Annotated in this window: 25 protein-coding genes; 20 read left to right on the top strand and 5 right to left on the bottom strand. The window is 64.3% G+C overall.

The features are described 5' to 3' along the window. The first annotated feature begins 42 nt into the window (after positions 1-42). From CK222_RS09230 to CK222_RS09260, 8 genes are all read left to right on the top strand, one after another. Positions 43-1155: a pyridoxal phosphate-dependent aminotransferase gene (locus CK222_RS09230; protein ID WP_095800132.1), complete on the top strand. Its 1113-nt coding sequence runs from the start codon at positions 43-45 to the stop codon at positions 1153-1155. A 72-nt stretch (positions 1156-1227) separates the two neighbouring features. Continuing rightward, positions 1228-1512, top strand: a complete 285-nt coding sequence (locus CK222_RS09235) for an acylphosphatase (RefSeq protein ID WP_095800133.1) — start codon at positions 1228-1230, stop codon at positions 1510-1512. Between the two features lie 200 nt (positions 1513-1712). Further along, positions 1713-2870, top strand: a complete 1158-nt coding sequence (locus CK222_RS09240; protein ID WP_095800134.1) for a CAP domain-containing protein — start codon at positions 1713-1715, stop codon at positions 2868-2870. A gap of 103 nt (positions 2871-2973) precedes the next feature. Continuing rightward, a complete protein-coding gene (locus tag CK222_RS09245; protein ID WP_176477615.1) occupies positions 2974-4683 on the top strand; it encodes a type I secretion system permease/ATPase in 1710 nt (569 codons plus the stop codon). A 1-nt stretch (position 4684) separates the two neighbouring features. Then, the gene (locus CK222_RS33525; RefSeq protein ID WP_348628807.1) at positions 4685-5140 is read left to right on the top strand and encodes a biotin/lipoyl-binding protein; all 456 of its coding nucleotides are present in this window, start codon (positions 4685-4687) and stop codon (positions 5138-5140) included. Then, the gene (locus tag CK222_RS09250) at positions 5140-6111 is read left to right on the top strand and encodes an HlyD family type I secretion periplasmic adaptor subunit (protein WP_348628808.1); all 972 of its coding nucleotides are present in this window, start codon (positions 5140-5142) and stop codon (positions 6109-6111) included. Before CK222_RS33525 ends, CK222_RS09250 begins: the two co-directional genes overlap by 1 nt. A 136-nt stretch (positions 6112-6247) precedes the next feature. Next, positions 6248-6898 (top strand): TetR/AcrR family transcriptional regulator, encoded by a 651-nt coding sequence (locus tag CK222_RS09255; RefSeq protein ID WP_067321049.1) that lies wholly within the window; start codon positions 6248-6250, stop codon positions 6896-6898. A gap of 57 nt (positions 6899-6955) precedes the next feature. Next, a complete protein-coding gene (locus tag CK222_RS09260; RefSeq protein WP_095800136.1) occupies positions 6956-8119 on the top strand; it encodes an isovaleryl-CoA dehydrogenase in 1164 nt (387 codons plus the stop codon). A 17-nt stretch (positions 8120-8136) separates the two neighbouring features. Here the strand turns inward: CK222_RS09260 and CK222_RS09265 are convergent, their stop codons facing one another. Beyond that, positions 8137-8529, bottom strand: coding sequence for a hypothetical protein (locus tag CK222_RS09265; RefSeq protein WP_095800330.1), 393 nt, complete (start codon positions 8527-8529; stop codon positions 8137-8139). Positions 8530-8773: 244 nt separating this feature from the next. Here CK222_RS09265 and CK222_RS09270 point away from each other — a divergent pair, with 244 nt between their 5' ends. From CK222_RS09270 to CK222_RS09285, 4 genes are all read left to right on the top strand, one after another. Next, a complete protein-coding gene (locus tag CK222_RS09270; protein ID WP_067321039.1) occupies positions 8774-10381 on the top strand; it encodes a carboxyl transferase domain-containing protein in 1608 nt (535 codons plus the stop codon). Between the two features lie 2 nt (positions 10382-10383). Then, a complete protein-coding gene (locus CK222_RS09275; RefSeq protein ID WP_095800137.1) occupies positions 10384-10914 on the top strand; it encodes an O-acetyl-ADP-ribose deacetylase in 531 nt (176 codons plus the stop codon). A 120-nt stretch (positions 10915-11034) separates the two neighbouring features. Then, complete coding sequence (locus CK222_RS09280; protein ID WP_066997532.1) at positions 11035-11409, top strand: hypothetical protein; 375 nt, start codon at positions 11035-11037, stop codon at positions 11407-11409. A gap of 49 nt (positions 11410-11458) precedes the next feature. Next, positions 11459-13420, top strand: a complete 1962-nt coding sequence (locus CK222_RS09285; protein WP_095800138.1) for an acetyl/propionyl/methylcrotonyl-CoA carboxylase subunit alpha — start codon at positions 11459-11461, stop codon at positions 13418-13420. Between the two features lie 162 nt (positions 13421-13582). On the opposite strand, the gene CK222_RS09290 is transcribed toward CK222_RS09285, so the two are convergent. Together CK222_RS09290 and CK222_RS09295 are read right to left on the bottom strand one after the other, a co-directional pair. Beyond that, a complete protein-coding gene (locus tag CK222_RS09290) occupies positions 13583-14704 on the bottom strand; it encodes an ABC transporter substrate-binding protein (protein ID WP_067321025.1) in 1122 nt (373 codons plus the stop codon). Positions 14705-15083: 379 nt separating this feature from the next. Next, complete coding sequence (locus tag CK222_RS09295) at positions 15084-15350, bottom strand: sel1 repeat family protein (RefSeq protein ID WP_066997543.1); 267 nt, start codon at positions 15348-15350, stop codon at positions 15084-15086. Positions 15351-15784: 434 nt separating this feature from the next. Here CK222_RS09295 and CK222_RS09300 point away from each other — a divergent pair, with 434 nt between their 5' ends. The 5 genes from CK222_RS09300 to CK222_RS09315 all read left to right on the top strand — a co-directional run bounded on the left by CK222_RS09300 (position 15785) and on the right by CK222_RS09315 (position 19451). Beyond that, positions 15785-16126, top strand: a complete 342-nt coding sequence (locus tag CK222_RS09300; RefSeq protein ID WP_095800139.1) for a DUF2147 domain-containing protein — start codon at positions 15785-15787, stop codon at positions 16124-16126. 207 nt (positions 16127-16333) lie between these two features. Then, positions 16334-16486, top strand: a complete 153-nt coding sequence (locus tag CK222_RS32225) for a hypothetical protein (protein ID WP_164747131.1) — start codon at positions 16334-16336, stop codon at positions 16484-16486. A gap of 32 nt (positions 16487-16518) precedes the next feature. Next, a complete protein-coding gene (locus CK222_RS09305; protein ID WP_095800140.1) occupies positions 16519-16713 on the top strand; it encodes a hypothetical protein in 195 nt (64 codons plus the stop codon). Positions 16714-16840: 127 nt separating this feature from the next. After that, positions 16841-18301 (top strand): AMP nucleosidase, encoded by a 1461-nt coding sequence (locus CK222_RS09310; RefSeq protein WP_245299647.1) that lies wholly within the window; start codon positions 16841-16843, stop codon positions 18299-18301. A 112-nt stretch (positions 18302-18413) separates the two neighbouring features. Next, positions 18414-19451 (top strand): endonuclease/exonuclease/phosphatase family protein, encoded by a 1038-nt coding sequence (locus tag CK222_RS09315; protein WP_245432985.1) that lies wholly within the window; start codon positions 18414-18416, stop codon positions 19449-19451. A gap of 44 nt (positions 19452-19495) precedes the next feature. Here CK222_RS09315 and CK222_RS09320 read toward each other — a convergent pair whose 3' ends face one another. Further along, positions 19496-20089, bottom strand: a complete 594-nt coding sequence (locus tag CK222_RS09320) for a DUF922 domain-containing protein (protein ID WP_095800141.1) — start codon at positions 20087-20089, stop codon at positions 19496-19498. 172 nt (positions 20090-20261) lie between these two features. Next, positions 20262-21941 carry an electron transfer flavoprotein-ubiquinone oxidoreductase gene (locus CK222_RS09325; RefSeq protein ID WP_095800142.1) on the bottom strand — a complete coding sequence of 560 codons (1680 nt, stop codon included), beginning with the start codon at positions 21939-21941 and terminating at the stop codon, positions 20262-20264. A 251-nt stretch (positions 21942-22192) separates the two neighbouring features. Here CK222_RS09325 and CK222_RS09330 point away from each other — a divergent pair, with 251 nt between their 5' ends. From CK222_RS09330 to CK222_RS09340, 3 genes are all read left to right on the top strand, one after another. Beyond that, positions 22193-22831: a hypothetical protein gene (locus CK222_RS09330; RefSeq protein ID WP_067321008.1), complete on the top strand. Its 639-nt coding sequence runs from the start codon at positions 22193-22195 to the stop codon at positions 22829-22831. 68 nt (positions 22832-22899) lie between these two features. Further along, complete coding sequence (locus CK222_RS09335) at positions 22900-23823, top strand: uracil-DNA glycosylase (RefSeq protein ID WP_095800143.1); 924 nt, start codon at positions 22900-22902, stop codon at positions 23821-23823. Positions 23824-23914: 91 nt separating this feature from the next. Next, positions 23915-24727 (top strand): helix-turn-helix transcriptional regulator, encoded by an 813-nt coding sequence (locus tag CK222_RS09340; protein ID WP_095800144.1) that lies wholly within the window; start codon positions 23915-23917, stop codon positions 24725-24727. The last annotated feature ends 2 nt before the right edge of the window (positions 24728-24729 follow it).

A 24729-nucleotide genomic window follows, 5' to 3' on the forward strand; every position in this document is an offset into this window, starting at 1 on the left:
AGCCACGCTAGCAAGAAGCCTCCTCTCAACCGAGCCTTTGCCATGCGCCAGCGCCCTTCCCTTACGCCGATCGTCGGCGCGCTTCCCACCACGGTGCCGTTCGTCGGGCCGGAGGCGCAGGAGCGCGAGCGCGGCCGGCCTTTCCGCGCCCGCATCGGCGCCAATGAAAGCAGCTTTGGGCCCTCGCCGCGCGTGATTGCCCGCATGGAGAGCGTCGCGCGAGACCAGTGGATGTATTGCGACCCCGACAATTTCGACCTCAAAGTCGCGGCGGCCGCGCATCACAATGTCGGCGTCGAGAACGTGGTGGTCGGCGAAGGCATTGACGGACTGCTCGGCCTTGTGGCGCGCATGTATGTCGCGCCGGGCGACGCGGTGGTGACCTCGCTTGGCGCCTATCCCACCTTCAACTTCCACATCGCCGGCGTCGGCGGCCGGCTGGTGACGGTTCCCTACGCCGACGACAAGGAGGACCTCGACGGACTGCTTGCCGCTGTCGCCCGGGAACGAGCGCCGCTCGTCTATCTCTCCAATCCGGACAATCCGATGGGAAGCTGGTGGGAGGCGCCGGACGTCGTCGGCTTCATCGAGGCCCTGCCGGAAACCACCATGCTGGTGCTGGACGAGGCCTATGGCGAGCTCGGACCGGCCTCGGCGCTACCGCCGATCGACGTCGCGCGGCCGAACGTCGTGCGCATGCGCACCTTCTCCAAGGCCTACGGGCTTGCCGGCATTCGCTGCGGCTATGCGGTGGCCGAACGGGAAGTGATCCGCGACTTCGAAAAGATCCGCAACCATTACGGCGTCAGCCGCATGGCGCAGATCGCCGGGCTCGAGGCGCTGGCCGATCAGGACTATCTGAATTCGGTGGTGGCGCGCGTGGCCGCGGGGCGCCGGCGCATTGCGGCCATCGCCGAGGAAAACGGGCTGAAGCCGCTGCCCTCGGCGACCAATTTCGTCACCATAGACTGCGGCCGCGACGGCGCCTTCGCGCTGAAGGTGATGCAGGCGCTGCTCTCGCGCGACGTCTTCATCCGCAAGCCGATGGCGCCGCGGCTCGACCGCTGCATCCGGGTCAGCGTCGGCCTCGACCATGAGCTCGACATCTTCGCCGAGGAATTGCCTGGCGCGCTGGCGACGGCGCGGGGGAACTAACGGCGATCCACAGCCGTTGCGTTTGCGCGGCGCCGAGCCGGATTCCGTAAGGCTTCGAAGGCGGAGACGAGCATGGTCGAGCAGAAGAGAACCGTTCGGGCGCGCATCTCCGGCAAGGTGCAGGGGATCAGCTACCGGGTTTGGGCGCGGGACGAAGCCGTGCGCCTCGGACTGACGGGCTGGGTGCGAAACGAGCACGACGGTTCGGTCACGGCGCTCATCGCCGGCGCCGACGCAGCGATCGACTCGATGGTCGATCGGCTGTGGCGGGGGCCTAGGGGCGCGACGGTCATCAGCGTCGAGGTCGAAGAACGCACGGACGACAGTGCACCTATCGACTTCAGGATCATCGCCTAGGCAAGTCCGCCGAAATCAGCTTCCATCCACCGATCGGCAAACCGTCCGACATTGCTTCTGGTGCGATACGCACACGATATATGTGTGTATATTCCGATTTGTTACTTTAGCGCCGCATGATGAACATATTTGCTCCATAGCCGGAAAGGCGGGTGAGGGAGATCAGGGGGCTCACCAAACAGTATCAACGGGGATATCCGATGCCGCAGCACAGTGCCAACGAGCAGTATCTGCTCGAGCTCATCAATGCTGAGCGCGCCAAGGCCGGCGCCCAGCCCCTGGCCTTCGACAACGATCTCAGCGAAGCCGCCGAGGGCCACGACAAGTGGATGCTGGCCACCGACACATTCTCCCACACGGGCTCCGGGGGTTCGTCGCCGACGACGCGCATGACGAATGCCGGTTATACGCTGAGCGGCTCATGGGCCACGGGCGAGAACATCGCCTGGGCAACGACCCGCGCGCCGACCGGCTATGTCGACGAGGTCAAGCTTCTCCACACCAATCTGATGAATTCTCCCGGGCACCGGGCCAACATCCTCAATTCCAACTTCCGTGAAGTTGGGCTCGCCTTCGAGGTCGGCGACTACAAGGGCCGCAGCAGCGCCTTCGTCACCGAGGATTTCGCCAAGAGCGGCACGGATCTCTTCCTCACCGGCGTCGCTTTCGACGACAAGGACGGCGACCGTTTCTACGATCCGGGCGAAGGGCTGGGCACCATCACGGTGACCGCCAGAAACTCAGCCGGCCAGACCTTCAAGACCACGACCTCGGCCGCCGGCGGCTATGATCTAGCGCTGAAGCCCAGCACCTATAGCGTCACTTTTTCGGGTGCCAATATCGCCACTTCGACGCAGACGGCGACAATCGGCACCAAGAACGTCAAGCGCGACCTGATCGACCCGGCAATGAAATCGGGCACGCTCGCGGCGACGGCATCGGCAGAAGATTCAGGATCCGATTCAAGCCACACCCCGGCCGCGCAGACCAGCGGATCGAACACGGGCAACGGCACCAAAAATTGGCTCGCCGACTTCTTCGGCAAGCATCCTGTTGGCGACCGGGGCACGCCTGGTCTCACCGACTCCACCGACGCGCCCAAGCATGATGCGGTGGCCTTGGACGGCGACCAATTCTTGTTCCGTCACGCCTCGCACGCCAATCCGGACAACGCGCCGGATCCGTCGGACCATGTCCAGCAGGCTGTGGAACGGGCGGCAGCGGGGCTGCACGACCACCTGCCGGCCGACAATCCGGTCTTTGCCAACGCGGCCGATGCGGCGCAGTCCGCGATCACCAAGATTCTGGCGCAGATTGCCGGCCATTCCGACCATCAAACGACGGCACTCGTCGGCTGATCTTGACCGCGGGCCGCGCCTCGATCGCGGCCCGCCAACCCGCCTCAAGCCGGGCGCGGTTTTTTTCGGGGGTAACCATCTGACACGCTCGCCTTTAGCTGACCTGAAACCTTCCGAGCTTCGCAAGGCGCTCGCCTCCTTCCGCGGCCCGTATGCGGCCGTCGCCGGCCTCAGCGGCCTCATCAACGTGCTGATGCTGTCCGGTTCGCTGTTCATGCTGCAGGTCTATGACCGCGTTCTGCCTAGCCGCAGCGTGCCGACGCTGGTGGCGCTGATCATTCTGGTCGCCGTGCTTTATGCCTTCCAGGGCGTCCTCGAAGCGATCCGTGCGCGCGTGCTGACACGCATCGGCGCCGGCATCGACGAGCTCATCGCCGGCCGCGTCTTCAACTGCCTCGTGCGGCTGCCGCTCAGAACGCCTGATCGCGGCGAAGGCCTGCAGGCGCTGCGCGATCTCGACCAGGTCAGCGGCTTCCTTTCCAGCCCCGGCCCGGGTGCGCTGTTCGATCTGCCATGGATGCCGCTCTATGTTGTGATCTGCTTTCTTTTCCATCCCTGGATCGGCGTCGCGGCGCTCATCGGCGCGCTGCTGCTGATCGCGCTGACGGGGCTCACCGATCGCCTGGTCCGCGCCCCGACCAAGGCAATGTCGGGCTTCGGCACAAGGCGCGGCGCGATCGCGCAGGCGAGCGCCCGCAACGCCGAAGTGCTGGCCGCCATGGGCATGGGCGAGAGGCTGGCCGGGCGCTGGAGCCAAGCAAACAACGCCTTCCGCGAGGCGCAGGCGCAGGCGAGCGACCTGACGAGCGGATTGGGTGCGGCTTCGCGCATCATGCGCATGATGCTGCAGTCGATGGTCCTGGCGCTCGGCGCCTATCTGGTCATTTACCAGCAGGCCACGCCCGGCATCATCATCGCCAGTTCAATCCTGACATCGCGGGCGCTGGCGCCGATCGAGCTCGCCACCGCGTATTGGAAGCACTTCCTCAGCGCGCGCCAGAGCTGGCAGAGGCTGGTCGATCTGTTTGCCGCCTTTCCGGTCGACGATGGCGGCACGGAGCTTCCGGCGCCAAACGCGACACTCGCTGTGGAAACCGTCGGGGTGACGGCGCCTGGTGGACGGCGCATCCTGCTGGAGGATATCGACTTTTCGCTCGACGCCGGCTCCGGCATGGGCCTGATCGGCCCGAGCGGCTCCGGAAAATCCTCGCTCGTGCGAGCGCTCGTCGGCGTATGGCCCACGATGCGCGGCAAGATCCGTCTCGACGGCGCTGCAATCGAGCAGTGGCCGGCGCAGGCGCTTGGCCGCCATATCGGCTATCTGCCGCAGGATGTCGAATTGTTCGCCGGTACGGTCGCCCAGAACATCAGCCGCTTCGACGAGAACGCCATGCCGGAGGCGATCATCGAGGCCTCCCAGGCTGCCGGCGTGCACGACATGATCCTGCGCCTGCCCGAAGGCTATCAAACCGAGATCGGCGAGAGCGGCGCGGCACTTTCCGCCGGACAGCGTCAGCGTGTAGGCCTGGCGCGCGCGCTGTTCGGCAATCCGTTCCTCGTCGTGCTCGACGAGCCGAATTCCAACCTCGATGCCGCGGGCGACCAAGCGCTGACGCGTGCCATCGAAGGCATCAAAGCGCGCGGCGGCATCGTCATCGTGGTCGCGCATCGTCCCAGCGCCCTCGCCGCGCTCGACCACTTGCTGGTGCTGAATGGCGGCAGGCAGCAGGCATTCGGGCTGAAGAGCGAGATCGCACGGCAGGCTTTGCAGCCGGTGACGAAACCGCTGCATGCGGTCGGATCGGCGGGCTGAGATGAGGTCGGCAACTCCCGATTTCAAAGCCGATGCGTTGCGCGTGGTGCGCGACATCGCATTGTCCGCCAGGGCGCGCGCGATCGCGCTGCTCGACCGCGGTTCGAAGCCGATCGAAGGTGCTTCGCCCCAGCAGCAGCGCTTGCGTCAGGCCATTCGCAGGAACGTCCGGGCGGGAGCGATCGCAGCGGCGCTGCTTGTCGGCGGGCTCGGCCTTTGGGCGGCATCAAGCAGTCTTGCCGGAGCCGTGGTCGCAGGCGGCCATCTGGTCGTCGGCTCGAACGTGAAGTCCGTCCAGCATCCGCAAGGCGGCGTCGTCGGCGCTCTCAACGTGCAGAACGGCAGCACGGTCGAGGCGGGCGACGTCCTGGTGCGGCTGGACGACACGGTGGCGCGTGCCAATCTCGCCATCGTCACAACGGTCTCGACGAGCTCTCTGCCCGCCGCGCCCGGCTGATTGCCGAACGCGACGGCGCCCAGGCGGTGCTCTATCCCGAGCAGCTGTCGGGAAACGCGCATGCCCCTCAGATCGGTCATCTCATCGACGGCGAGAACAGGCTGTTCGCGCTTCGGCGGCAGTCGCGCGAGGGCAAGATTTCACAGCTACGCGAGCGCATCGTGCAGTTCCGTCAGGAGATCGCGGGTATCGAGGCCCAGCTCAGGAGCAAGCAGCAGGAGATATCCCTCACCAAGATCGAGCTCGAGGGCATGCGGGACCTCTGGAAAAAGAAGCTGGTGCCGATCTCGCGTCTGGCCGATCGCGAACGCGCCGAGGCAAGGCTCGACGGCGAAAACGGGCAGTTGATCGCCGCCGCCGCGCAGACGCGCGGGCGCATCAGCGAGATGGAACTGGCGATCATCCAGATCGATCAGGACCTGCGCAGCGAAGTGGCGGGCGAACTGAGGGAGATCGACGGCAAGATGAGCGAACTGCGCGAGCGTCAGATCGCGGCCGAGCAAACGCTGAAGCAGATCGATATCCGCGCCCCGCAATCGGGCCGGGTGCATCAGCTGGCCGTGCACACGATCGGCGGCGTGATCGCGCCCGGCGAGGCGATCATGCAGATCGTGCCGAGCGCCGACGCGCTGGTGGTCGAGGCGCGCGTCGCGCCGCAGGACATCGACCAGGTGCGCATCGGACAGAACGCCACGCTTCGCCTTTCGGCCTTCAGCCAGCAGATCACGCCGGAAGTCGAGGGCCAGGTTGACCGTATCTCGCCCGACCTCATCGAGGACCAGAAAGCCGGGGTCGCCTATTACGCGGTGCGCATCGTGCTGACGCAAAGCAGCCTCAAACAGGCGGGATCGCTGGAACTGAAGCCGGGAATGCCGGCGGAGGTGTTCCTGAGAACCGGCGACCGCACGGTGCTTTCCTATCTGCTTAAGCCCCTGACCGATCAGGCGAGCCGCGCTTTCCGCGGCGACTAAGTCGCTCCGCTCTACAGATCCAGCCGAGGCTTGCGTCAGACCGATTGCAGGCCATTGCCCTTCGGCCTGAACACCTTCGCTTGCCCGCTTGAATTAATTGAACGTTCGTTTTATTATCTGCTTCGCAGAGGCAAACATGGCACGCACCACGGGTTCAGATGGCGAAAAAACCGAGGCGGCCGTTCGCGAGGCGGCGGTCGGGCTGATCGCGCGGCTCGGCTATGAGGCGATGTCGATGCGCCAGCTGGCGACCGAAGTCGGCGTGCAGGCCGCCGCGCTCTATCGCTATTTTCCCACCAAGGAGGATCTGCTGTTCACGCTGATGCGCGAGCATATGGAAGGCCTGCTCAAGGCCTGGGATGACGCGCGCCCGGCAGCGGCCGATCCGGCGGCGCGGCTCGCCGCCTATGTCGAGAACCACATTGCCTTCCATATCGAGCGGCGCCGCGCCACCCATGTCTCCAACATGGAATTGCGCAGCCTCTCGCATGAGCGGCTGACGCAGATCCTCAAGATGCGCACGGCCTATGAGAAGGAATTGCGCGCGATCCTGCGCGACGGCGCCGACGCCGGCATCTTCGAGATCGATGATGTCGGCCTGACCGCCATGGCGCTGATCCAGATGATGACCGGCGTCATCGTCTGGTTCCGTCCGGGCGAGCGGCTGTCGATCTCTGAAGTCACCACGACATATCTTTCGATGACAAGGCGGCTCGTCGGCGCGAAGATCGGCGCCGGCAGCGCAACGCGTCCCGTCCGACGCGCAAAGGAGGCCGCGGCACTTTGATTTCGCGCATTATCCTTATCGAAGTCGATTTCGGGGTCATGCGCCGGGAGGAACGCCATGTACACCAATACGCTGAACTTCGGGCTTGATGCCGACATCGAGGCGTTGCGCAATACCGTAAGGCGCTTCGCACAAGACAGGATCGCGCCAATCGCGGCCGATATCGACCGCTCCAACGAATTCCCGGCACATCTGTGGGGGGAGCTCGGCGAGCTCGGCCTGCTCGGCATCACCGCCGATCCCGAGTTCGGCGGCAGCGGTATGGGCTATCTCGCGCATGTCGTGGCGATGGAGGAGATTTCCCGCGCATCCGCCTCGGTCGGCCTCTCCTACGGCGCGCATTCCAATCTCTGCGTCAACCAGATCAACCGCTGGGCAACGCCGGCACAGAAGGAGAAATACCTCCCTGCGCTCTGCTCGGGCGAAAAGGTCGGTGCGCTGGCAATGTCGGAATCCGGATCAGGCTCGGACGTCGTGTCGCTGCGGCTGCGCGCCGAAAAGCGCAACGACCGCTATGTGCTCAACGGTTCGAAAATGTGGATCACCAACGGACCCGATGCCGAGACCTTGGTGGTCTATGCCAAGACCGATCCGGAGCGCAATTCGCGCGGCATCACCGCCTTCATCATCGAAAAAACCTTTGCCGGGTTTTCGGTGGCCCAAAAACTGGACAAGCTCGGCATGCGCGGCTCGAACACCGGCGAGCTCGTCTTCGAGAATGTCGAGGTGCCGTTCGAGAATGTGCTGCATGAGGAAGGGCGCGGCGTCGAGGTGCTGATGTCGGGCCTCGACTATGAGCGCGCCGTGCTCTCCGGCGGGCCGATCGGGCTGATGGCGGCCTGCCTCGACGTGGCGGTGCCTTACGTGCATGAGCGCAAGCAGTTCGGCCAGCCGATCGGCAGTTTTCAGCTGGTGCAGGGCAAGCTTGCCGACATGTATTCGACGATGAACGCGGCGCGCGCCTATGTCTACGCCGTGGCCGGTGCCTGCGACCGCGGCGAGACCACGCGCAAGGACGCCGCCGGCTGCGTGCTCTTCGCGGCCGAAAAGGCGACGCAGATGGCGCTCGATGCCATCCAGCTGCTCGGCGGCAACGGCTATATCAACGATTATCCGACCGGGCGGCTTCTGCGCGACGCCAAGCTCTACGAGATCGGCGCCGGCACCAGCGAGATCCGCCGCTGGCTGATCGGCCGCGAGATCATGGCGGAGGGAGTGTGATGTCTCCCTCCGTCACCTCAGCCGAACGCCTTGGGCAGGTCGTCGGTCGGCTTGGCGACGATCTGATGCTCATCGCGCCACAGAACCTCACGCTGGCGCCGGGACGTGATCGAGCGCACAGGCAAGCCGCCCTCCTCGATCAGCCAGGCGCAATAGCGCGCACGGCTGATGGCTTCCTTGGCGTTCGGGTGGAACCAGCAGACGCCCCAAATCGGCTCACGGCGCTTGAAATGCCGCCCAACCCGGCCAGGAATGGGCAAATGCCGATTGAACCAGTCGAACTGATCCTCCAGTTCGCCATGGATCCAGTCCGGGCAGCCATTCCGGTACAAGTCCCAGGACGCATGGAAAAAGCCGCTCTCTGCCCGGCTCTTCGGATGGATCAGCGGCGTTACAAACCGCACATACATCGTGACACCCACAGCGCTTGCAGGCGCCGTGTTCCTTTTGCTCAAATCCGGGACGTGGAAAGCCGCCCTTCGGCGGCGTCAGGCCATGGCCGAGGGGAGACATTTGGTGAAACGCATATCGATGCCTTTCATCGTCGCCTCCTGAGGTGTCATTCGTACAAAAGATGCCGCGCTCCGCACGCAGCATCCGGGTGCGGGCTGTTACACTGGTTGCGTTGCGGCATCAAGAGGTGTGAGGAATAACGTGGCCACACTCCAAACCCAAATCTCCCCCTCCTCGGAAAGCTTCCGCGCCAATGCCGAGCGCATGCGGGCGCTGGTCGACGATATCGCCGAGAAGGCGGCGGGCATCGAGCGCGGCGGCTCGGACGAGGCGCGCGAGCGCCACCAAAGCCGCGGCAAGCTGCTGCCGCGCGAAAGATTGGCGCAACTGCTCGACACCGGCTCGCCTTTTCTCGAGGTCGGCCAGTTCGCGGCATGGTCGATGTATGGCGAGGATATTCCGTCGGCCGGCATCATCACCGGCATCGGCCGTGTCGAAGGCCGGGAGGTGATGGTCGTCGTCAACGACGCGACGGTGAAAGGCGGCACCTATTATCCGGTGACGGTGAAGAAGCATCTGCGCGCGCAGGAGATCGCGCTGCAGAACAAGCTGCCTTGCGTCTACCTGGTCGACAGCGGCGGCGCCAACCTGCCCAACCAGGACGAGGTCTTCCCCGACCGTGAGCATTTCGGCCGCATCTTCTACAACCAGGCCAACATGTCGGCAGCCGGCATCCCGCAGATCGCTTGCGTTATGGGCTCCTGCACGGCGGGCGGGGCCTATGTGCCGGCGATGTCGGACGAAACGATCATGGTGCGCAACCAGGCGACCATTTTTCTTGGCGGCCCGCCGCTGGTGAAGGCTGCCACCGGCGAGGACGTCAGCGCCGAGGAGCTCGGCGGCGCCGAGGTCCACACCAGGCTTTCCGGCGTCGCCGACCACTATGCCATGGATGACGAGCACGCGCTGGCCATTTGCCGACGCATCGTCAAGAACCTGAATCGGAACAAGGCCGTAAGCCTGAACTTACAGAAACCAGTATCACCGCTTCACGATCCGCATGAACTCTACGGCATCGTGCCGACTGATTTGCGCCAGCCCTATGACGTTCGCGAGGTGATCGCGCGTCTGGTCGACGGTTCCGAGTTCGACGAGTTCAAGCAGAATTACGGCACCACCTTGGTCACCGGTTTTGCGCATCTGCACGGCATGCCGGTCGGCATCCTCGGCAACAATGGGGTGCTGTTCTCGGAAAGCGCGCTGAAGGGCGCGCATTTCATCGAGCTCTGCTGCCAGCGCGGCATTCCGCTGATCTTCCTGCAGAACATCACCGGCTTCATGGTCGGGCGAAAGTATGAGGCCGGCGGCATCGCCAAGGACGGCGCCAAGCTGGTCACGGCGGTCGCCACGGCACGCGTGCCGAAGCTTACGGTGATCATCGGCGGTTCGTTCGGCGCCGGCAATTACGGCATGTGCGGCCGCGCCTATTCGCCCCGCTTCCTGTGGATGTGGCCGAATGCGCGCATTTCGGTGATGGGCGGCGAGCAGGCGGCGACGGTGCTTGCCATGGTCAAGCGCGAGGGCATCGAGCGCAAGGGCGGTGAGTGGAGCGCCGAAGAGGAAGCGAAATTCAGGAAGCCGATCCTGATGAAATACGAGCATGAGGGTCACCCGCTCTATTCTTCGGCAAGGCTTTGGGACGACGGCATCATCGATCCGGCCAGGACGCGCGAGGTGCTGGCGCTCAGCCTCTCGGCGGCGCTCAATACCGGGGTCGAGGAAACGAAGTTCGGCGTGTTCAGGATGTGACGATGAGCGGCGTCAGCGATAGGATCCGCGTGCATACCGGCGACATCACCAGGCTTAAGGTCGATGCCATCGTCAATGCCGCCAATTCCTCGCTGCTCGGCGGCGGTGGTGTCGACGGCGCTATCCACCGCGCCGCCGGGCCGGAGCTGGTCGCCGAATGCCGCACGCTGAACGGCTGCAGGACCGGGGATGCCAAACTGACGAAAGGCTACCGGCTGCCGGCGCGCTATGTCATTCACACTGTCGGCCCGGTCTGGCACGGCGGGGGCGAGAGCGAGGCGCAGTTGCTCGCCTCCTGCTATCGGCGCTCGCTGGAGATTGCCACCGGTAAGGACTGTCGAACGATAGCATTTCCGGCGATCTCGACCGGCATCTACGGCTATCCGAAAGATCAGGCTACCGAAGTAGCCGTCGGCACGGTTGCTGTTTTTCTAGGCGAAAACGCCATCCCCGAGACCGTCACTTTCTGCTGCTTCGACGATCTGACTGCCAGACTATACAGCTCAGCCGTTGCTGCGATTGGGGAAGCCTGAACTTTATGACAAAGACGTTCCACCCGTTCACGAGATCGAGATTCTTGAGTGACCATCTAGCGACGCCGGCAAATATTCGATATTGCTCATCCTGCATTGTCTCATGGGGATGGCGTAAAAATGACACGAGAATATTTGCGGAAAGCATCCGCGTCGATACTTGCAGGAATGCTTATATTCGCCTCGTGCGGCGCTGTCGTCGCCGGGTCGCTGGCTGGAAGCGAGGGGGACAAGCGCTTTCCACCTTACATCCCACGCAATCCCAAGGATCCGTGCAACAGGGCATACAAGGCCTATTTGGCGGCGAGCGGCCATTCAGCCTACGCGACCACGCCTTATGCCCGGATCATGTCGTCTTACATCATCTGTGGTGGACACCTGAATGCGCCGTCCCAAAAGGTTGCGGAAGAGCTGGCGATGAAATCCTGCCTGGCCACGCGCGCGCACTACAAGGTGACTACGGGCGGCGCCTGCGAGATCGCCGCATCGAAGTAGGCCCGCGCCTGCCGAATTGGCGCTGCCCGTCGCAAACTCGGGAGGCTCCATGTTCGGCAAGATCCTGATCGCCAATCGCGGCGAGATCGCTTGCCGCGTCATCCGCACCGCGCGCAAGCTCGGCGTGCGAACAGTCGCCGTCTATTCGGATGCCGACGCGCGAGCGCTGCATGTCGAGATGGCCGACGAGGCGGTGCATATCGGCCCCTCGCCGGTCGGTGACAGCTATCTGCGCGGCGACAGGATCATTGCTGCGGCGTTTGCCACAGGCGCCGAGGCAATCCACCCCGGCTACGGCTTCCTGTCGGAGAACCCCGACTTCGTCGACCAGGTGACGGCGGCGGGCCTCATGTTCATCGGCCCGTCCGCCGCCTCGATCCGCGCGATGGGGCTGAAGGATGCCGCCAAGCGGTTGATGGAAAAGGCCGGCGTTCCGGTGGTGCCCGGCTATCACGGCGAAGCGCAGGAGATTGTGCTGCTTGCCACAAAAGCGCGCGAGATCGGCTACCCGGTGCTGATCAAGGCGCGCGCCGGCGGCGGCGGCAAGGGCATGCGGCGCGTCGACCATCCGGACGACTTCTCCGAGGCGCTGTCCGGAGCGCGGCGCGAGGCCAAGGCTGCCTTCGGCGACGACCGCGTTCTGGTCGAAAAATATGTCGACAAGCCGCGACACATCGAAGTCCAGGTGTTCGGCGACAATTTCGGCAATGTCGTGCATCTTTTCGAGCGCGACTGCTCGGCGCAGCGCCGCCACCAGAAGGTGATCGAGGAGGCGCCCGCCCCCGGCATGACGCCGGCGCTGCGCAAGGCGATGACGGAAGCGGCGGTGAAGGCCGCCAAGGCAATCAGCTATTCGGGCGCCGGCACGATCGAATTCATCGTCGATGCTTCCGAGGCCCTCAAAGCCGACCGCTTCTGGTTCATGGAGATGAACACACGGCTGCAGGTCGAGCATCCCGTCACCGAGATGGTCACCGGCGTCGATCTGGTCGAATGGCAGCTTCGTGTCGCCGCCGGCGAAAAACTGCCGAAGGCGCAGAACGAGATCGCCCTTGCCGGACATGCTTTCGAGGCGCGCATCTACGCCGAGGACGCGGCCAAGGGATTCCTGCCGGCGACGGGCACGCTTTATCATCTCAAATTCCCCGACACGCCGCCGGAGGATGCCGCCATGCGCATCGAGACCGGCGTGCGGGCCGGCGATGCGATCTCGCCCTTCTACGATCCGATGATCGCGAAGCTGGTGGTGCACGCTAGGGACAGAACCACCGCGCTTGGCGCGCTGCGCAAGGCGCTGGCCCGAACCGAAGTTGCCGGCTCGACGGTCAACACCGCCTTCCTTGCAGCACTCGCCGCCGACGCCGATTTCGCGGCGGGCGATATCGACACCGGCCTGATCGGCCGGCATCAGGATGCTCTCGTCGCTGTTCCCCCGCCAAGCGATGAAGCGATCGCCGCGGCGGCGCTGGCAGCGACCGACGCAAGCACGGCGGGTCCGGCCGCCGATCCGTGGTCCTCGCTCGCCGGCTATGCGCATTTCCGTACGCTGGCGCGCCGCACCCGGTTGCGTTACGGCGAGGAGAACATCCTGGCCCGGGTATCGGCGCGGCCTGACGGCCGCTTCCAGGTGGCGCTGGAGGCGCCGCATGACGCGATCAACGCGCACGACCTCAGGAGCATGCCGCGCAGCGCGCGCTGGCCGGGCCATGTCACGGTGTTCGAAGGAGCGGTCGGATATACATTCACGGTGCCGGATCCGCTGGCCAAGGCGGATGAGGCCGCGGCCGCGTCGGACAGCCTGCGCGCGCCGATGCCGGGATTGGTCAAGCTGGTGCGCGCGGCAGCGGGCGATACCGTTATCAAGGGCCAGCCGCTCCTAATCCTCGAAGCGATGAAGATGGAGCACACGATCGCCGCACCCCATGATGGGGTGATTGTCGAGATCGCGGCCGAAGGCGCGCAAGTGAGCGACGGCACGGTGCTGGTGCGGTTTGAGGACGCACGGGGCTGAGCTGCCGGTCGCGTTGGATCGGCAACGGGACAAACTGGCTGGGGCGGCAGGACTCCAGGGGGGCGCCGTAGAGCGCCGAACTGGCCTCCAAATCAGCGCCAAGGCACATACGAAAACGGCCGGGACAAATCCCGGCCATTTCCAATCGATCTGCAGAACGAATTACGGCTTGATCGGCGCGTATTTGCCGTCGTGCCACTGGTTGATGTCGTAGCTGGCGTTCTTCAGGTCGCCCTTCTCGTCGAAGATCACGTCGCCGACCACGGTGCTGATCGGCTTGCCGTCCTTCAGCGCCTCGGCGACCTTGGCCGGGTCGTCGGTGCCGGCGCGCTTGACGCCTTCGGCCACCGCCTGGATCACTGCATAGGAGAACAGCGTGAAACCTTCCGGTGTGAAGCCGCCTTGCTTGATCTTGGCCACGGCCTCCTTCGCTTCCGGCTTCGACTGCGGATCCGAGGGGAAGACGAACATCGTGCCTTCACCGGCCGGGCCGGCGATCTGCCAGAATTCCGGCGAGGCGATCGAGTCCGGCATGATCAGCTGGAACTTGACGTTCTGCTCCGCTGCCTGGCGCAGGATCAAGCCGGCCTCCGGATGGTAGCCGCCGAAATAGACGACGTCGGCCTTGAGCTCTTTCAGCTTGGTGACCAAAGCCGAATAGTCCTTCTCGCCGGCATTGATGCCTTCATAGTCGACCTCCTTGAGGCCGCCGGCATTCATGGTCGCCTTGACAGCATCGGCAACGCCCTGACCGTAGGCGCTCTTGTCGTGCAGGACGACGACGTTCTTGCCGGCATATTTCTTGGCGATCCATGGACCGATGAAAGCGCCCTGCGCATCGTCACGCGTGTAGAGGCGCATGATCGTCGGCCAGCCGGCCTTGGCCGCGGCGTCGGTCAGTTCCGGATTCGACGAGGCCGGGCTCATCATCAGGGTGCCGGCTTCGGCGTAGACGGCGGAAGCGGGAATGCTCGAGCCCGAGCAGGCATGGCCGTCGACGAACTTGACGCCGTTGGCAACGATACGGTTGGCGACCGACACGGCCTGCTTCGGATCGCATTGGTCGTCCTGGATGTCGATCTTGATCTTGTTGCCGTTGACACCTCCGGCGGCATTGATGGCATCCGCCGCGGCCTGCGCGCCCTGCTTGAACTGGTCGCCGATGTTGGCGAGCTGCCCGGTCATCGGGCCGACCACCGAAATCGTGATGTCGTCGGCGAAGGCAACCGATGCGCTCATCGTCAGGCCCAATGCGGCCGCGCTCAAAATACCCAATCTTTTCATCACAATAGAACTCCTCCACTTGCGCGCGGCCGTTCCGGCCACGCTTCTTCCAGAGAGCCGGGACAATTTCACCCTTCGCCGGAACTGTCGAGAGCACAATGTATCGGGATTTGGTTCATTCCGACGGGGAGTTCTTGGGCCAAGCCGCCGTTCCCATACAGCCGGAGACTGCGCAAATGCAAAAGCCGCGCCGGCCTTGTCCCGGCCGGTCGCGGCTTTTGCAGTCGAGCTTCCCGGCGCCCCGCGCACCTGAACCCGCTCGCTTCCCTGTGTTGTCGCACGGCTTGAGTTCGTTGACCTGCCGCGTTCTTGGTCTGGTTAACCGGCCGTCTTTTCGCGGCCTTGTCCCTTAAGAGCTTCCGGCCCTTACCCCGCAAAATCAGTGCATCGTCATCCATTCGCGCGCTTCGCGCAGCGCCTTGGCGATCTCGGCCTTCGACATCGATGCCGACAATTCCGAGCGCAGCTCGGCGGCGCGGAGCGATCCCTTGATCGCGGCGATGTTGAACCATTTGTGGGCGGCAATGACGTCGGTCTCACAATCGCGGCCGGTCGCATACATCATGCCCAGTTCGAAAAGAATGTCGGCCTGGGCAGTTGCCCCCATGGCGCCGAAGCCGGCTTCAAGCATTTCAAAGCGTGCCATTTCAATCCCCTGTCTGCTCCCGAGAGCTGCCTCCTTCTGTCCCTGGAATTCCCCTGGGCGGGCCGCTCTTTCGATGCTTTCGAGGATGACGGCTCGCCTTGAATCCGTCGTTAAATGGCTTGCTTAATTTGAAGAAAACAAAGCTAAAACAAGAGGTAAACGCGAAGAACCGTTAAGCATAGGAATCCAGCAATTCAGCCGATCTGCGCCAAATTCGTCGAAAATTTGAGGCGCGGGAATCAAGACTTCGCTAACCACGGAAACCGAAGCCTTTTTCGTCATCCGTTCATTTCCAGCGACCGACGCGGCCGAAATCCTTACAAGCTTCCGTCGCGGCACCGCTTTCGTTTTGGCGATGGCTGGATTAGCTTTACGTTTGCGTAAGGGACAGAGAGGCGGAACGAGGCCCGCCGGAACCCTAAAGGGAGGACAGCATGTTTCGAAAAGTCAGCCTGGCCCTGGCGGCCACCTTGATGATGGCAGGCGCCGCGTCGGCCGACCCGATCGAGGGCAATTGGAAGACGCAGGCCGGATCGACGGCGGCGATCGACGGCGGCGGGGCGTTTTCCATCACGCTCAAGTCCGGCAAATATGCCGGCAAGACGATCGGCTCCTTCAAGGCGGCCGGCGACAACAAGTACACCGGCACCATAACGGACCCCGAAACCGACAAGACCTATTCCGGCAAGGCGACGCTTTCCGGCACCTCGCTAAAGATGAGCGGCTGCGTTCTGGGCGGACTGATCTGCAAGACCCAGACCTGGCACAAGCTCTGACAGTCGAACGGATGACGATACAAAAACGGGGCCCGGCGCCCCGTTTTCTTTTTGAGCGCCGTTTCTGAGCGCAACGCTGGACAAGGCACTTCGCAGGCCTTCGGCCGGTCATGACCCCATCAGCCAATTTGAACGGCAGATGAATATCGGTCTCAGAACCGGTTCAGAGGCGTTCGGGCATTCTCCTCGCCATTGAAGGAGAGACCAATGCTTGTCCGCCGCTTCACCATCGTCTGCCTGCTGATGAGCCTGTTCGGCATGTTCTTCGCCATCCTCGTGGCCGAAGCCGGCCGTCCGGCGCGCTCACCGCGAATGGCCGATACCTGCCGGCTGGACTGCATGAACCATTTCGGCCGCTGAAACGACCAATACTCGAAACCGGAACGACCACCATGAACCGCATCGCTGCCTCCACCCTCAAAGCTCTTCGGCTCCTGCCGCGGGCGATGCTCATCCTGATGGTGCTTGCCGCTCCTGTGCTGGCGGTGCCGATGATACGCGCCGACGCCGGTTCGGTCATCGAGGCGCCAACGCCGAAGAAGGCAGGCATCGGCTTCGTGCTGCTGGTCAGCCTGCAGCGTGGCTGACACGGCCAGAGAAAAATACTCCGCAAGGCGGGCTTCGCGCCCGCCTCCCCCTCCCAAGCGCTCTTCCAAATCCCTATATTGGGCCATGGAAAAGCGAATCTACCCCCAAGCCATCGAATCGGTCGTCATGCCGGAGCCTTTCGGCAGGCAGAGTTTTGACGACGCCAAGAAGGCGGTCGCGGCGCTGGAGGCGCTCTACGACCGCAACACCAAATTCCTGCGCGATTCCTTCGCCAAGCTCGCCGCCGGCGGCGACGAGAGCAGGCGCTACCGGGCCTTCTATCCGCAGATCGGCGTCACCACCACCTCGTTCACGCAGATCGACTCGCGCCAGGCCTACGGCCATATGCCGACGCCCGGGCATTTTGCCACCACCATCACCCAGCCAAAGCTGTTCGAGAACTATCTCGTCGAGCAGCTTCGGCTCATCATGCGCAATCACGGCGTCCAGGTCACGGTGTCGGAATCGACGACGCCGATCCCGCTGCATTTCGCCTTCCTGGAGGGCACCTATGTCGATGGCACGGCTGCCGAGCGGATCAGGCGGCCGATCCGCGACCTGTTCGACGTGCCGGATCTCGACGGCACGGACGACCAGATCGCCAACGGCACTTTCGAGGTGGCGTTCGGCGAGCCGAGGCCGCTGGCGCCGTTCACGGCCCAGCGCATCGACTATTCGCTGCACCGCATGACGCACTACACGGCGACCAGCCCGCAGCATTTCCAGAATTTCGTGCTGTTCACCAATTACCAGTTTTACATCGACGAGTTCGTGGCGCGGGCCCGCGAGCTGATGGAGAGCGGCGGCGGCGGTTACAGCGAATTCGTCGAGCCGGGCAACCTCGTGACTAAGGCCGGGGCCGGCGCGGCGAGCGAAGGCACCCCGCCACAGCGCCTGCCGCAAATGCCGGCCTACCACCTGAAGAAGTCGGGCCATGGCGGCATCACCATGGTCAATATCGGCGTCGGCCCGTCCAACGCCAAGACCATCACCGACCATATCGCGGTGCTTCGGCCACATGCCTGGGTGATGCTCGGCCACTGCGCCGGCCTGCGCAACACGCAGGCACTGGGCGACTATGTGCTGGCCCATGCTTATGTGCGCGAGGATCATGTGCTCGACGACGACCTGCCGGTCTGGGTGCCCATCCCCCCGCTGGCCGAGATCCAGGTAGCGCTGCAGGAAGCGGTCGCCGAGGTAACGGGACTTTCCGGCTACGATCTCAAGCGCATCATGCGCACCGGCACCGTCGCCACCATCGACAACCGCAACTGGGAACTGCGTGACCAGCGCGGACCGGTGCAGCGCCTTTCGCAGTCGCGCGCCATCGCGCTCGACATGGAATCGGCGACGATCGCCGCCAACGGCTTCCGCTTCCGCGTGCCCTACGGCACGCTGCTGTGCGTCTCCGACAAGCCTTTGCATGGCGAACTGAAACTGCCCGGCATGGCGACGGAATTCTACAAGCGGCAGGTGGCGCAGCACCTCACCATCGGCATCAGGGCGATGGAGAAGCTGGCCGAAATGCCGATGGAGCGGCTGCATTCGCGCAAGTTGAGAAGCTTCTCCGAGACTGCTTTCCAGTAGCCGAGGCAACTCATCGTCTTGCCCGGGCCGCAATTTTGCCGATAAGCAGGCCTGAGCGAGAGTATGTCGCTGCAAAAAGATGCCGGCGACATTCGGCAGAACACGACTGACCATGACAACAGGCGGCGCGCGCTCAAACATGACGGCTGGGGTGGCATTCCTGGCGATGACGGCACTCACGGCCGCGCTGCTGGCCGGATTCCTCGGCGCGCTGCATCCAGCCCTCGATTCGTTCTCGCATTTTCGTATTCATCTGAGCGTGCTCACGGCGCTGCTGGCGGTGGCGCTGCTTGCCAGTTCGTACCGGCTGCAAGCGGCAGCAGCGCTGCTCTTCGCCCTCGCCTGCCTTGCCACGACGGCCAGCGCACTGCCCAGGTTGTGGCCGCAGCAGGCGGTCGCCAAACCTGCCGACCGTATCGTCTACAGCCTGCTGCAGATCAATCTTCGCTTCGACAATCCGACACCCAAGAAGGTGCTGTCGCTGATCGGCCGCACCAATCCTGACGTTATCACCCTCGACGAGGTGTCGGGAATGTGGACGAGAGAGCTCGGCTATATCACCGGCGCCTATCCGTACCGCATCCTCTGCCCCTACCCCAACGGCGTGTTCGGCGTCGCGCTGCTCTCGCGACGGCCTTTTGCCGCCGGCACGGCGCCGCATTGCGAGCCGCGCGGCGCGATGGCTACCGCCACGATCGATTTCGGCGGCACCGGCGTCGATGTCGCGGCAATCCATTTGAGCTGGCCGTGGCCGCGCGAGCAGTACTGGCAGATCGGCGAGCTGGCGGAGCCGCTTGCCGAGCTCGGCGAAACCGCCATCATGGCCGGCGACTGCAACGCCGCGCCGTGGAGCGCTGCGGTGCGTCGTGTCGCCTCGCTCGGCGGACTGAGCGTGATGCCGTCGGCCGGGCCGACCTGGATTCACCGGAAGCTGCCGGATTTCATCCGGCGCTTCGCCGGCCTGCCGATCGACCAGGTGTTCAGCAAGGGGGCCGTGACGATCCATTCGGCGACGCGGCTGGAAGACGCCGGCTCCGACCACTTGCCGGTGCTGATCGAGTTCTCGTTGCGGTCCGACGGCCGACAGCCCGAGGACGAGCATCAGTCGGCGCTGGCGGCAAACGCACAACTTGGCAACACGGGCGGTTAGCGTCGCATTGCTTCCCGCCGCATCGCCGGTTTCTGCTTGTGCCGCTAAGGCCTGATCAAAGCAGCGACGAGGTGCTCGACATGACCGCCTTCGCGGTGCTCGCGGGCATCGAAGGCATTTTGCCTGGCCTCGTATTCGGCATAGACGGCCTGGATGCGCCGGCGCGCCTCGCTGCGCGCCTTGTAGCAATAAGGGTCGTTAGCGACCCTAAGACCGGTGATCGAGCGATCGGTGACGCGCATCATTTCCCGGGCAATGCGGCCATGGGTTCCCTCGTGGGCGCGCACGCCGGCGAAGAACCGGTTCCAGCGCTTCTTCAATGCAGGCGTGGCTGGCGACGCCAAGCGGGGGAAAGTGTAGAAGAGACTGAGCGTTCCGTTTGCCTGCCGTATCCGGCACGAGCCCTTGTCCTGGATAACGCCAAGCTCCCAGTCGGCCGTATAGGCGGTCTGGGCGATGGCATGCGTCATGAAGCCGTGCTTGGGACCTTTGCTGCCCATCGCCTCGATGAGCGCCGCGCCCGAATTGCCGGCAATGTCATAGGTGCGCGTCTGGACCAGCACCCTGGTGCCGGCCGAAGCCTGCGGCGCGCAGAGCGCGCCGAGCGCGACAAGGCATGTCAGAACCGCCAGGCGCATAACCGTCTCCTCCCTATCCTCAGGGAAAGGGAACACAAGCAGGCAGCGGATTCAACAGCCTTGAGGTTGCGCCGTCGCAACCGTATTGCTCTTGGTGCCGCCTCTTACCCGGCTCGAACCAGCTTCTCCCACAGGATGGCGGCTGGCGAGCCGGCCCGGCCAGACGTGGGGCTCACATGCCTTGGTAGACCGGCCCCTCTCCGCCTTGCGGGGGCACCCAATTGATGTTCCGGTTCGGGTCCTTGATGTCGCAAGTCTTGCAGTGGACGCAGTTCTGCGCGTTGATGACGAAACGCACGTCCTTGGCGGACGGATCGGCAGCGGCATTGCCGTCCTTGTCCACCCACTCATAGACGCCGGCCGGGCAGTAGCGGGTCGATGGCCCGGCGAACACGTCGTGCTCGGAACGCTGCTGCAGCGCCATGTCGCCGACGATGAGGTGCACGGGCTCATTTTCCTCATGGTTGGTGTTGGACAAAAACACCGAGGAGAGCCGGTCGAAGGTCAAGACGCCATCCGCCTTCGGATAAGCGATTTTCTGGTGCTTGGAGGCGGGCTCGAGCGTCGCATAGTCGGCCTTGCCGTGCTTCAGCGTGCCGAAGGGCGAGAAGCCGAACAGCGTGTTCAGCCACATGTCGAGACCACCGATGCCGACACCGACGATGGTGCCGAAGCGCGACCACAGCGGCTTCACGTTGCGCACCTTCTTCAGGTCACTGCCGATGTCGCTGCCGCGCCAGGCGTCTTCATAGGAGGCGAGCTCGTCATTGGCCCGGCCGGCGGCAATGGCGTCCGCGACATGCTCGGCCGCCAGCATGCCCGACAGCACCGCATTGTGCGAGCCCTTGATGCGGGGCACGTTGACGAAGCCGGCCGCGCAGCCCATCAGCACGCCGCCCGGGAATGAAAGCTTCGGCACCGATTGCCAGCCGCCCTCGGTAATGGCGCGCGCGCCATAGCCGATCCGCTTGGCGCCCTCGAAGGTGCCTCTGATCGCCGGATGAGTCTTGAAGCGCTGGAATTCCTCGAAGGGCGAGAGCCAGGGGTTCTTATAGTTCAGATGGACGACGAAGCCGACCGCCACCTGGTTGTCTTCGAGATGGTAGAGGAAGGAGCCGCCGCCGGTTTCCATGTCGAGCGGCCAGCCGAAGGAGTGCTGCACCAGCCCCGGCTTGTGGTTCTCAGGCTTGACCTGCCAGAGTTCCTTGAGACCGATGCCGAATTTGGCGGGCTCGCGGCCGTCGGCAAGCTGGTATTTGTCGATCAGTTGCTTGGCCAAAGAGCCGCGCGCGCCCTCGCCGATCAGCACGTATTTGCCCATCAGCGCCATGCCGGGGGCGTAGGCCGGGCCATGCGTGCCGTCCTTCTCGACGCCCATGTCGCCAGTGATCACGCCGGTCACGGCGCCGGCTTCGTTGTAGACAAGGCTCGCCGCGGCAAAGCCCGGATAAATCTCGACGCCGAGCGCCTCGGCCTTGGTCGCCAGCCAGCGGCAGACATTGCCGAGCGAGACGATGTAGTTGCCGTGATTGTTCATCAGCGGCGGCATCAGGAAGTTGGGTAGGCGGAAGGACCCGGCGGGGCCGAGCACCAGAAAATGATCGTCGGTGACAGGCGTCTTGAAAGGGTGCCCTTCCTCCTCGCGCCAGCCCGGCAAAAGGCGGTCGATGCCGATCGGGTCGACGACGGCGCCGGATAGGATATGGGCGCCGACCTCGCCGCCCTTTTCCAGCACGACGACGGAAAGGTCGGGGTTGAGCTGCTTCAGACGGATCGCCGCGGCAAGGCCGGCCGGACCGCCGCCGACGATGACCACGTCGAATTCCATGCTCTCGCGTTCGATTTCGCTCATCTGCCCCTCGCTGGCTTGCCCTATTCTCGCATTTTGCTGGCTCACGCGCTGCATAGCGCATCAATTCGCGACGCGAAACCGGCGCTGACGTGACAAAGCCGATTTCGACAAAAAGTCGCGGTGTTCCATACGAAACGGCCATCGGACAGGCGACGGCGAAGCATAGGCCAGGGCCATGCAGTTGGAAGGCCAGGCCTGTCCGGCACGTTTTTAATTGTTCGACGGCTTGCTTATCGGCAATACTTGGCCCCATGCGCACTCCCGAGCCAATCGGCTTTTCATTGAAGCGCTTACTCTTCACGCTCGGCGTGCTCTGCCGCGCGGTTCTTCCGCTCCTCTTTTCGCTCGGCGCCGCCCAGGCCGATCCGCAAAAAGTCTGGGCGGCCGGCGCCTACTCCTTTTCCGACGAGCTCGGCGGCTTCCGCATCACCGGCGCTTCCGGAATTGGCACCAAGGATGACCCGCTGGTCATCACCGAGGAGCTGAATTCGGCGACGCCAGTGACGCTGACCATCCGCGCGATCCGGCCGATCGAAGCCTTCGGCAGGGCCGGCAACGTGGCCAATGGGGTTATGTACATGCGCATCGACGTGCTCAACAACAGCTCCCTGCCCTGGGTCGAGTTCCAGTTCGAGCTGCAGGAAATCCTCGACCAGCCGAGCGTGTTCGGCGACGGTCTCTCCTTCGACCAGCGCAACAAGAATCCCGACAACATCGTCTCTAGCAACTTCGCCGATTTCGACCGCCAGTTCGAACCCTATGACCGGCTCTTGTTCAAGAACGGCAAGGTCGACCCGCTGAAGACGGCGACGTTCGAGTTCCTGATCACCGACTACACGCCGCGCTGGACATTTTTCCTGGTGCAGGATCCGCGCATACCGACGGGCTGACAGACATTGCGCTGACTGGCGAATTCCGGGCGGTTGCAAATCTTTGCCGCGCGGACGATGGTGGCGCCATGACTGCCGCCTCCCCCAACAACCCGATCGATATCGCAGAGCTGCTGGCCTTCTATGCCAGCGCCGGCGTAGACGAGGCGCTGGAAGACACGCCTGTCAACCGCTTCGCCGAGGCCAGGCCGAAGCAAGCCGATCGCGCGCCTGCGCAGGCGGCGACCGCGCGTGAAAGCATGGCCCTGGAGCGGCCGGCATCGGAGCCCGGATTGGAGGCAGGCCGGGCGGCGGAACGGCCGGCGGCATCGACGGGACTTGACGCAAGCCAAGTGCCCGATGCGCCGCGGCGCCCGACGCTCACCACCGCCACGGTCCCCGACGAGGGGCAGATCAAGCTCGCGCGGCAGCTGGCGGCGAGCGCCTCGACGCTTGACGAACTGCGCCAGCAGATGGCGGCGTTCGACGGCTGCAATCTCAAATTCACCGCCAAGAACCTGGTCTTCGCCGACGGCAACCCGAATGCCGACCTGATGCTCGTCGGCGAGGCGCCGGGCCGCGACGAGGACCTCGAAGGGCTGCCCTTCGTCGGCCGCTCCGGACGGCTGCTCGACAGCATGCTGGCAGCGATCGGCCTCGACCGGACATCGGCCTATATTGCCAACGTCATCCCGTGGCGCCCGCCGGGCAACCGAACGCCGACGCCGCACGAGACCGAGATCTGCCGCCCGTTCATCGAAAGGCAGATCGAGCTGGTCAATCCGAAGGTGCTGGTCAATCTCGGCGGCCCTTCCGCCAAGACGCTGCTCAACACGACCGAGGGCATCCTGCGCCTGCGCGGCAATTGGCGCGTCCACACCACCCAGTCGGGCATTGCCATTCCAGCGATGCCGACGCTGCATCCGGCGTATCTGCTTCGCACGCCTGCACACAAGAAGCTGGCGTGGCGGGATTTTCTCGAGGTGAAGGCGAAACTGAGGGCGTTGGGGTGAAGCACCTCCCCTTCTCCCACAACAAGGGAGAAGGGGAGCGATAACCTGTCAGGTAATTGAATTACTCCCCTTGCCGGCCTACTCATCCCCCATGACAACACCCGACGTCTCCGCCGGCAGCCTCATTCGCGAGTGGCGCACGCGCCGGCGCATGAGCCAGCTCGACCTCGCCATGGAAGCCGATATCTCGCAGCGGCATCTCTCCTTCGTCGAAAGCGGCCGCGCCCAGCCTTCGCGCGAGATGGTGCTGCATCTGGCCGAGCAGCTTGCCATTCCTCTACGCCAGCGCAACCAGCTTTTGCTCGCGGCCGGCTTCGCGCCGAGCTTCAGCGAAAGGCCGCTGACCGATACGACGCTGGCGCCGGCGATGGCTGCGGTCGAGACGGTGCTCAAGGGCCACGAGCCCTTCCCGGCGCTGGCGGTCGACCGGCACTGGAACCTCGTTTGCGCCAACGCGGCGATCGGCCCGTTCCTGGCCGACGTCTCGGAGCCGTGGCTGCTCAAGCCGCCGGTCAATGTGCTGAGGCTCAGCCTGCATCCCGGTGGCGTCGCGCCGCGCATCGTCAACCTCGCGGAATGGCGCGCGCATCTGCTCGAGCGCCTCAAGCACCAGAACGACGCCACCGGCGACTCCATGCTGATCGAGTTGGAGAAGGAATTGCGCGGCTATCCGTCCGGGCTGAGGAGCAGCCGGCCGGCGCCGGTCGAGCCAAGCGGCATCGTCCATCCGCTCAGGCTCGCGCATGGCGATCAGGTGCTGTCCTTCATCAGCACGATCACCGTCTTCGGCACGCCGCTCGACGTGACGCTGTCGGAGCTGGCGATCGAATCCTTCTTCCCCGCCGACGACCAGACGCGGACCGTGCTGGTGCGGCTGGCGAAGGAGCGGACGGCCGCTTCGTAGGC

It is taken from the genome of Mesorhizobium sp. WSM3866, assembly GCF_002294795.1.
Classification (GTDB): domain Bacteria; phylum Pseudomonadota; class Alphaproteobacteria; order Rhizobiales; family Rhizobiaceae; genus Mesorhizobium.

Coding starts and splice junctions, on each gene's coding strand:
- CK222_RS09305 (WP_095800140.1), top strand. CDS start 16,519: ATGAACCGCATCGCTGCCTCCACCCTCAAAGCTCTTCGGCTCCTGCCG.
- CK222_RS09320 (WP_095800141.1), bottom strand. CDS start 20,089: ATGCGCCTGGCGGTTCTGACATGCCTTGTCGCGCTCGGCGCGCTCTGC.
- CK222_RS09300 (WP_095800139.1), top strand. CDS start 15,785: ATGTTTCGAAAAGTCAGCCTGGCCCTGGCGGCCACCTTGATGATGGCA.
- CK222_RS09325 (WP_095800142.1), bottom strand. CDS start 21,941: ATGAGCGAAATCGAACGCGAGAGCATGGAATTCGACGTGGTCATCGTC.
- CK222_RS09315 (WP_245432985.1), top strand. CDS start 18,414: ATGACAACAGGCGGCGCGCGCTCAAACATGACGGCTGGGGTGGCATTC.
- CK222_RS09330 (WP_067321008.1), top strand. CDS start 22,193: ATGCGCACTCCCGAGCCAATCGGCTTTTCATTGAAGCGCTTACTCTTC.
- CK222_RS09295 (WP_066997543.1), bottom strand. CDS start 15,350: ATGGCACGCTTTGAAATGCTTGAAGCCGGCTTCGGCGCCATGGGGGCA.
- CK222_RS09280 (WP_066997532.1), top strand. CDS start 11,035: ATGACACGAGAATATTTGCGGAAAGCATCCGCGTCGATACTTGCAGGA.
- CK222_RS09275 (WP_095800137.1), top strand. CDS start 10,384: ATGAGCGGCGTCAGCGATAGGATCCGCGTGCATACCGGCGACATCACC.
- CK222_RS09260 (WP_095800136.1), top strand. CDS start 6,956: ATGTACACCAATACGCTGAACTTCGGGCTTGATGCCGACATCGAGGCG.
- CK222_RS09285 (WP_095800138.1), top strand. CDS start 11,459: ATGTTCGGCAAGATCCTGATCGCCAATCGCGGCGAGATCGCTTGCCGC.
- CK222_RS09265 (WP_095800330.1), bottom strand. CDS start 8,529: ATGTATGTGCGGTTTGTAACGCCGCTGATCCATCCGAAGAGCCGGGCA.
- CK222_RS09255 (WP_067321049.1), top strand. CDS start 6,248: ATGGCACGCACCACGGGTTCAGATGGCGAAAAAACCGAGGCGGCCGTT.
- CK222_RS33525 (WP_348628807.1), top strand. CDS start 4,685: ATGAGGTCGGCAACTCCCGATTTCAAAGCCGATGCGTTGCGCGTGGTG.
- CK222_RS09235 (WP_095800133.1), top strand. CDS start 1,228: ATGGTCGAGCAGAAGAGAACCGTTCGGGCGCGCATCTCCGGCAAGGTG.
- CK222_RS09290 (WP_067321025.1), bottom strand. CDS start 14,704: ATGAAAAGATTGGGTATTTTGAGCGCGGCCGCATTGGGCCTGACGATG.
- CK222_RS09310 (WP_245299647.1), top strand. CDS start 16,841: ATGCCGGAGCCTTTCGGCAGGCAGAGTTTTGACGACGCCAAGAAGGCG.
- CK222_RS09240 (WP_095800134.1), top strand. CDS start 1,713: ATGCCGCAGCACAGTGCCAACGAGCAGTATCTGCTCGAGCTCATCAAT.
- CK222_RS09340 (WP_095800144.1), top strand. CDS start 23,915: ATGACAACACCCGACGTCTCCGCCGGCAGCCTCATTCGCGAGTGGCGC.
- CK222_RS09230 (WP_095800132.1), top strand. CDS start 43: ATGCGCCAGCGCCCTTCCCTTACGCCGATCGTCGGCGCGCTTCCCACC.
- CK222_RS09335 (WP_095800143.1), top strand. CDS start 22,900: ATGACTGCCGCCTCCCCCAACAACCCGATCGATATCGCAGAGCTGCTG.
- CK222_RS32225 (WP_164747131.1), top strand. CDS start 16,334: ATGCTTGTCCGCCGCTTCACCATCGTCTGCCTGCTGATGAGCCTGTTC.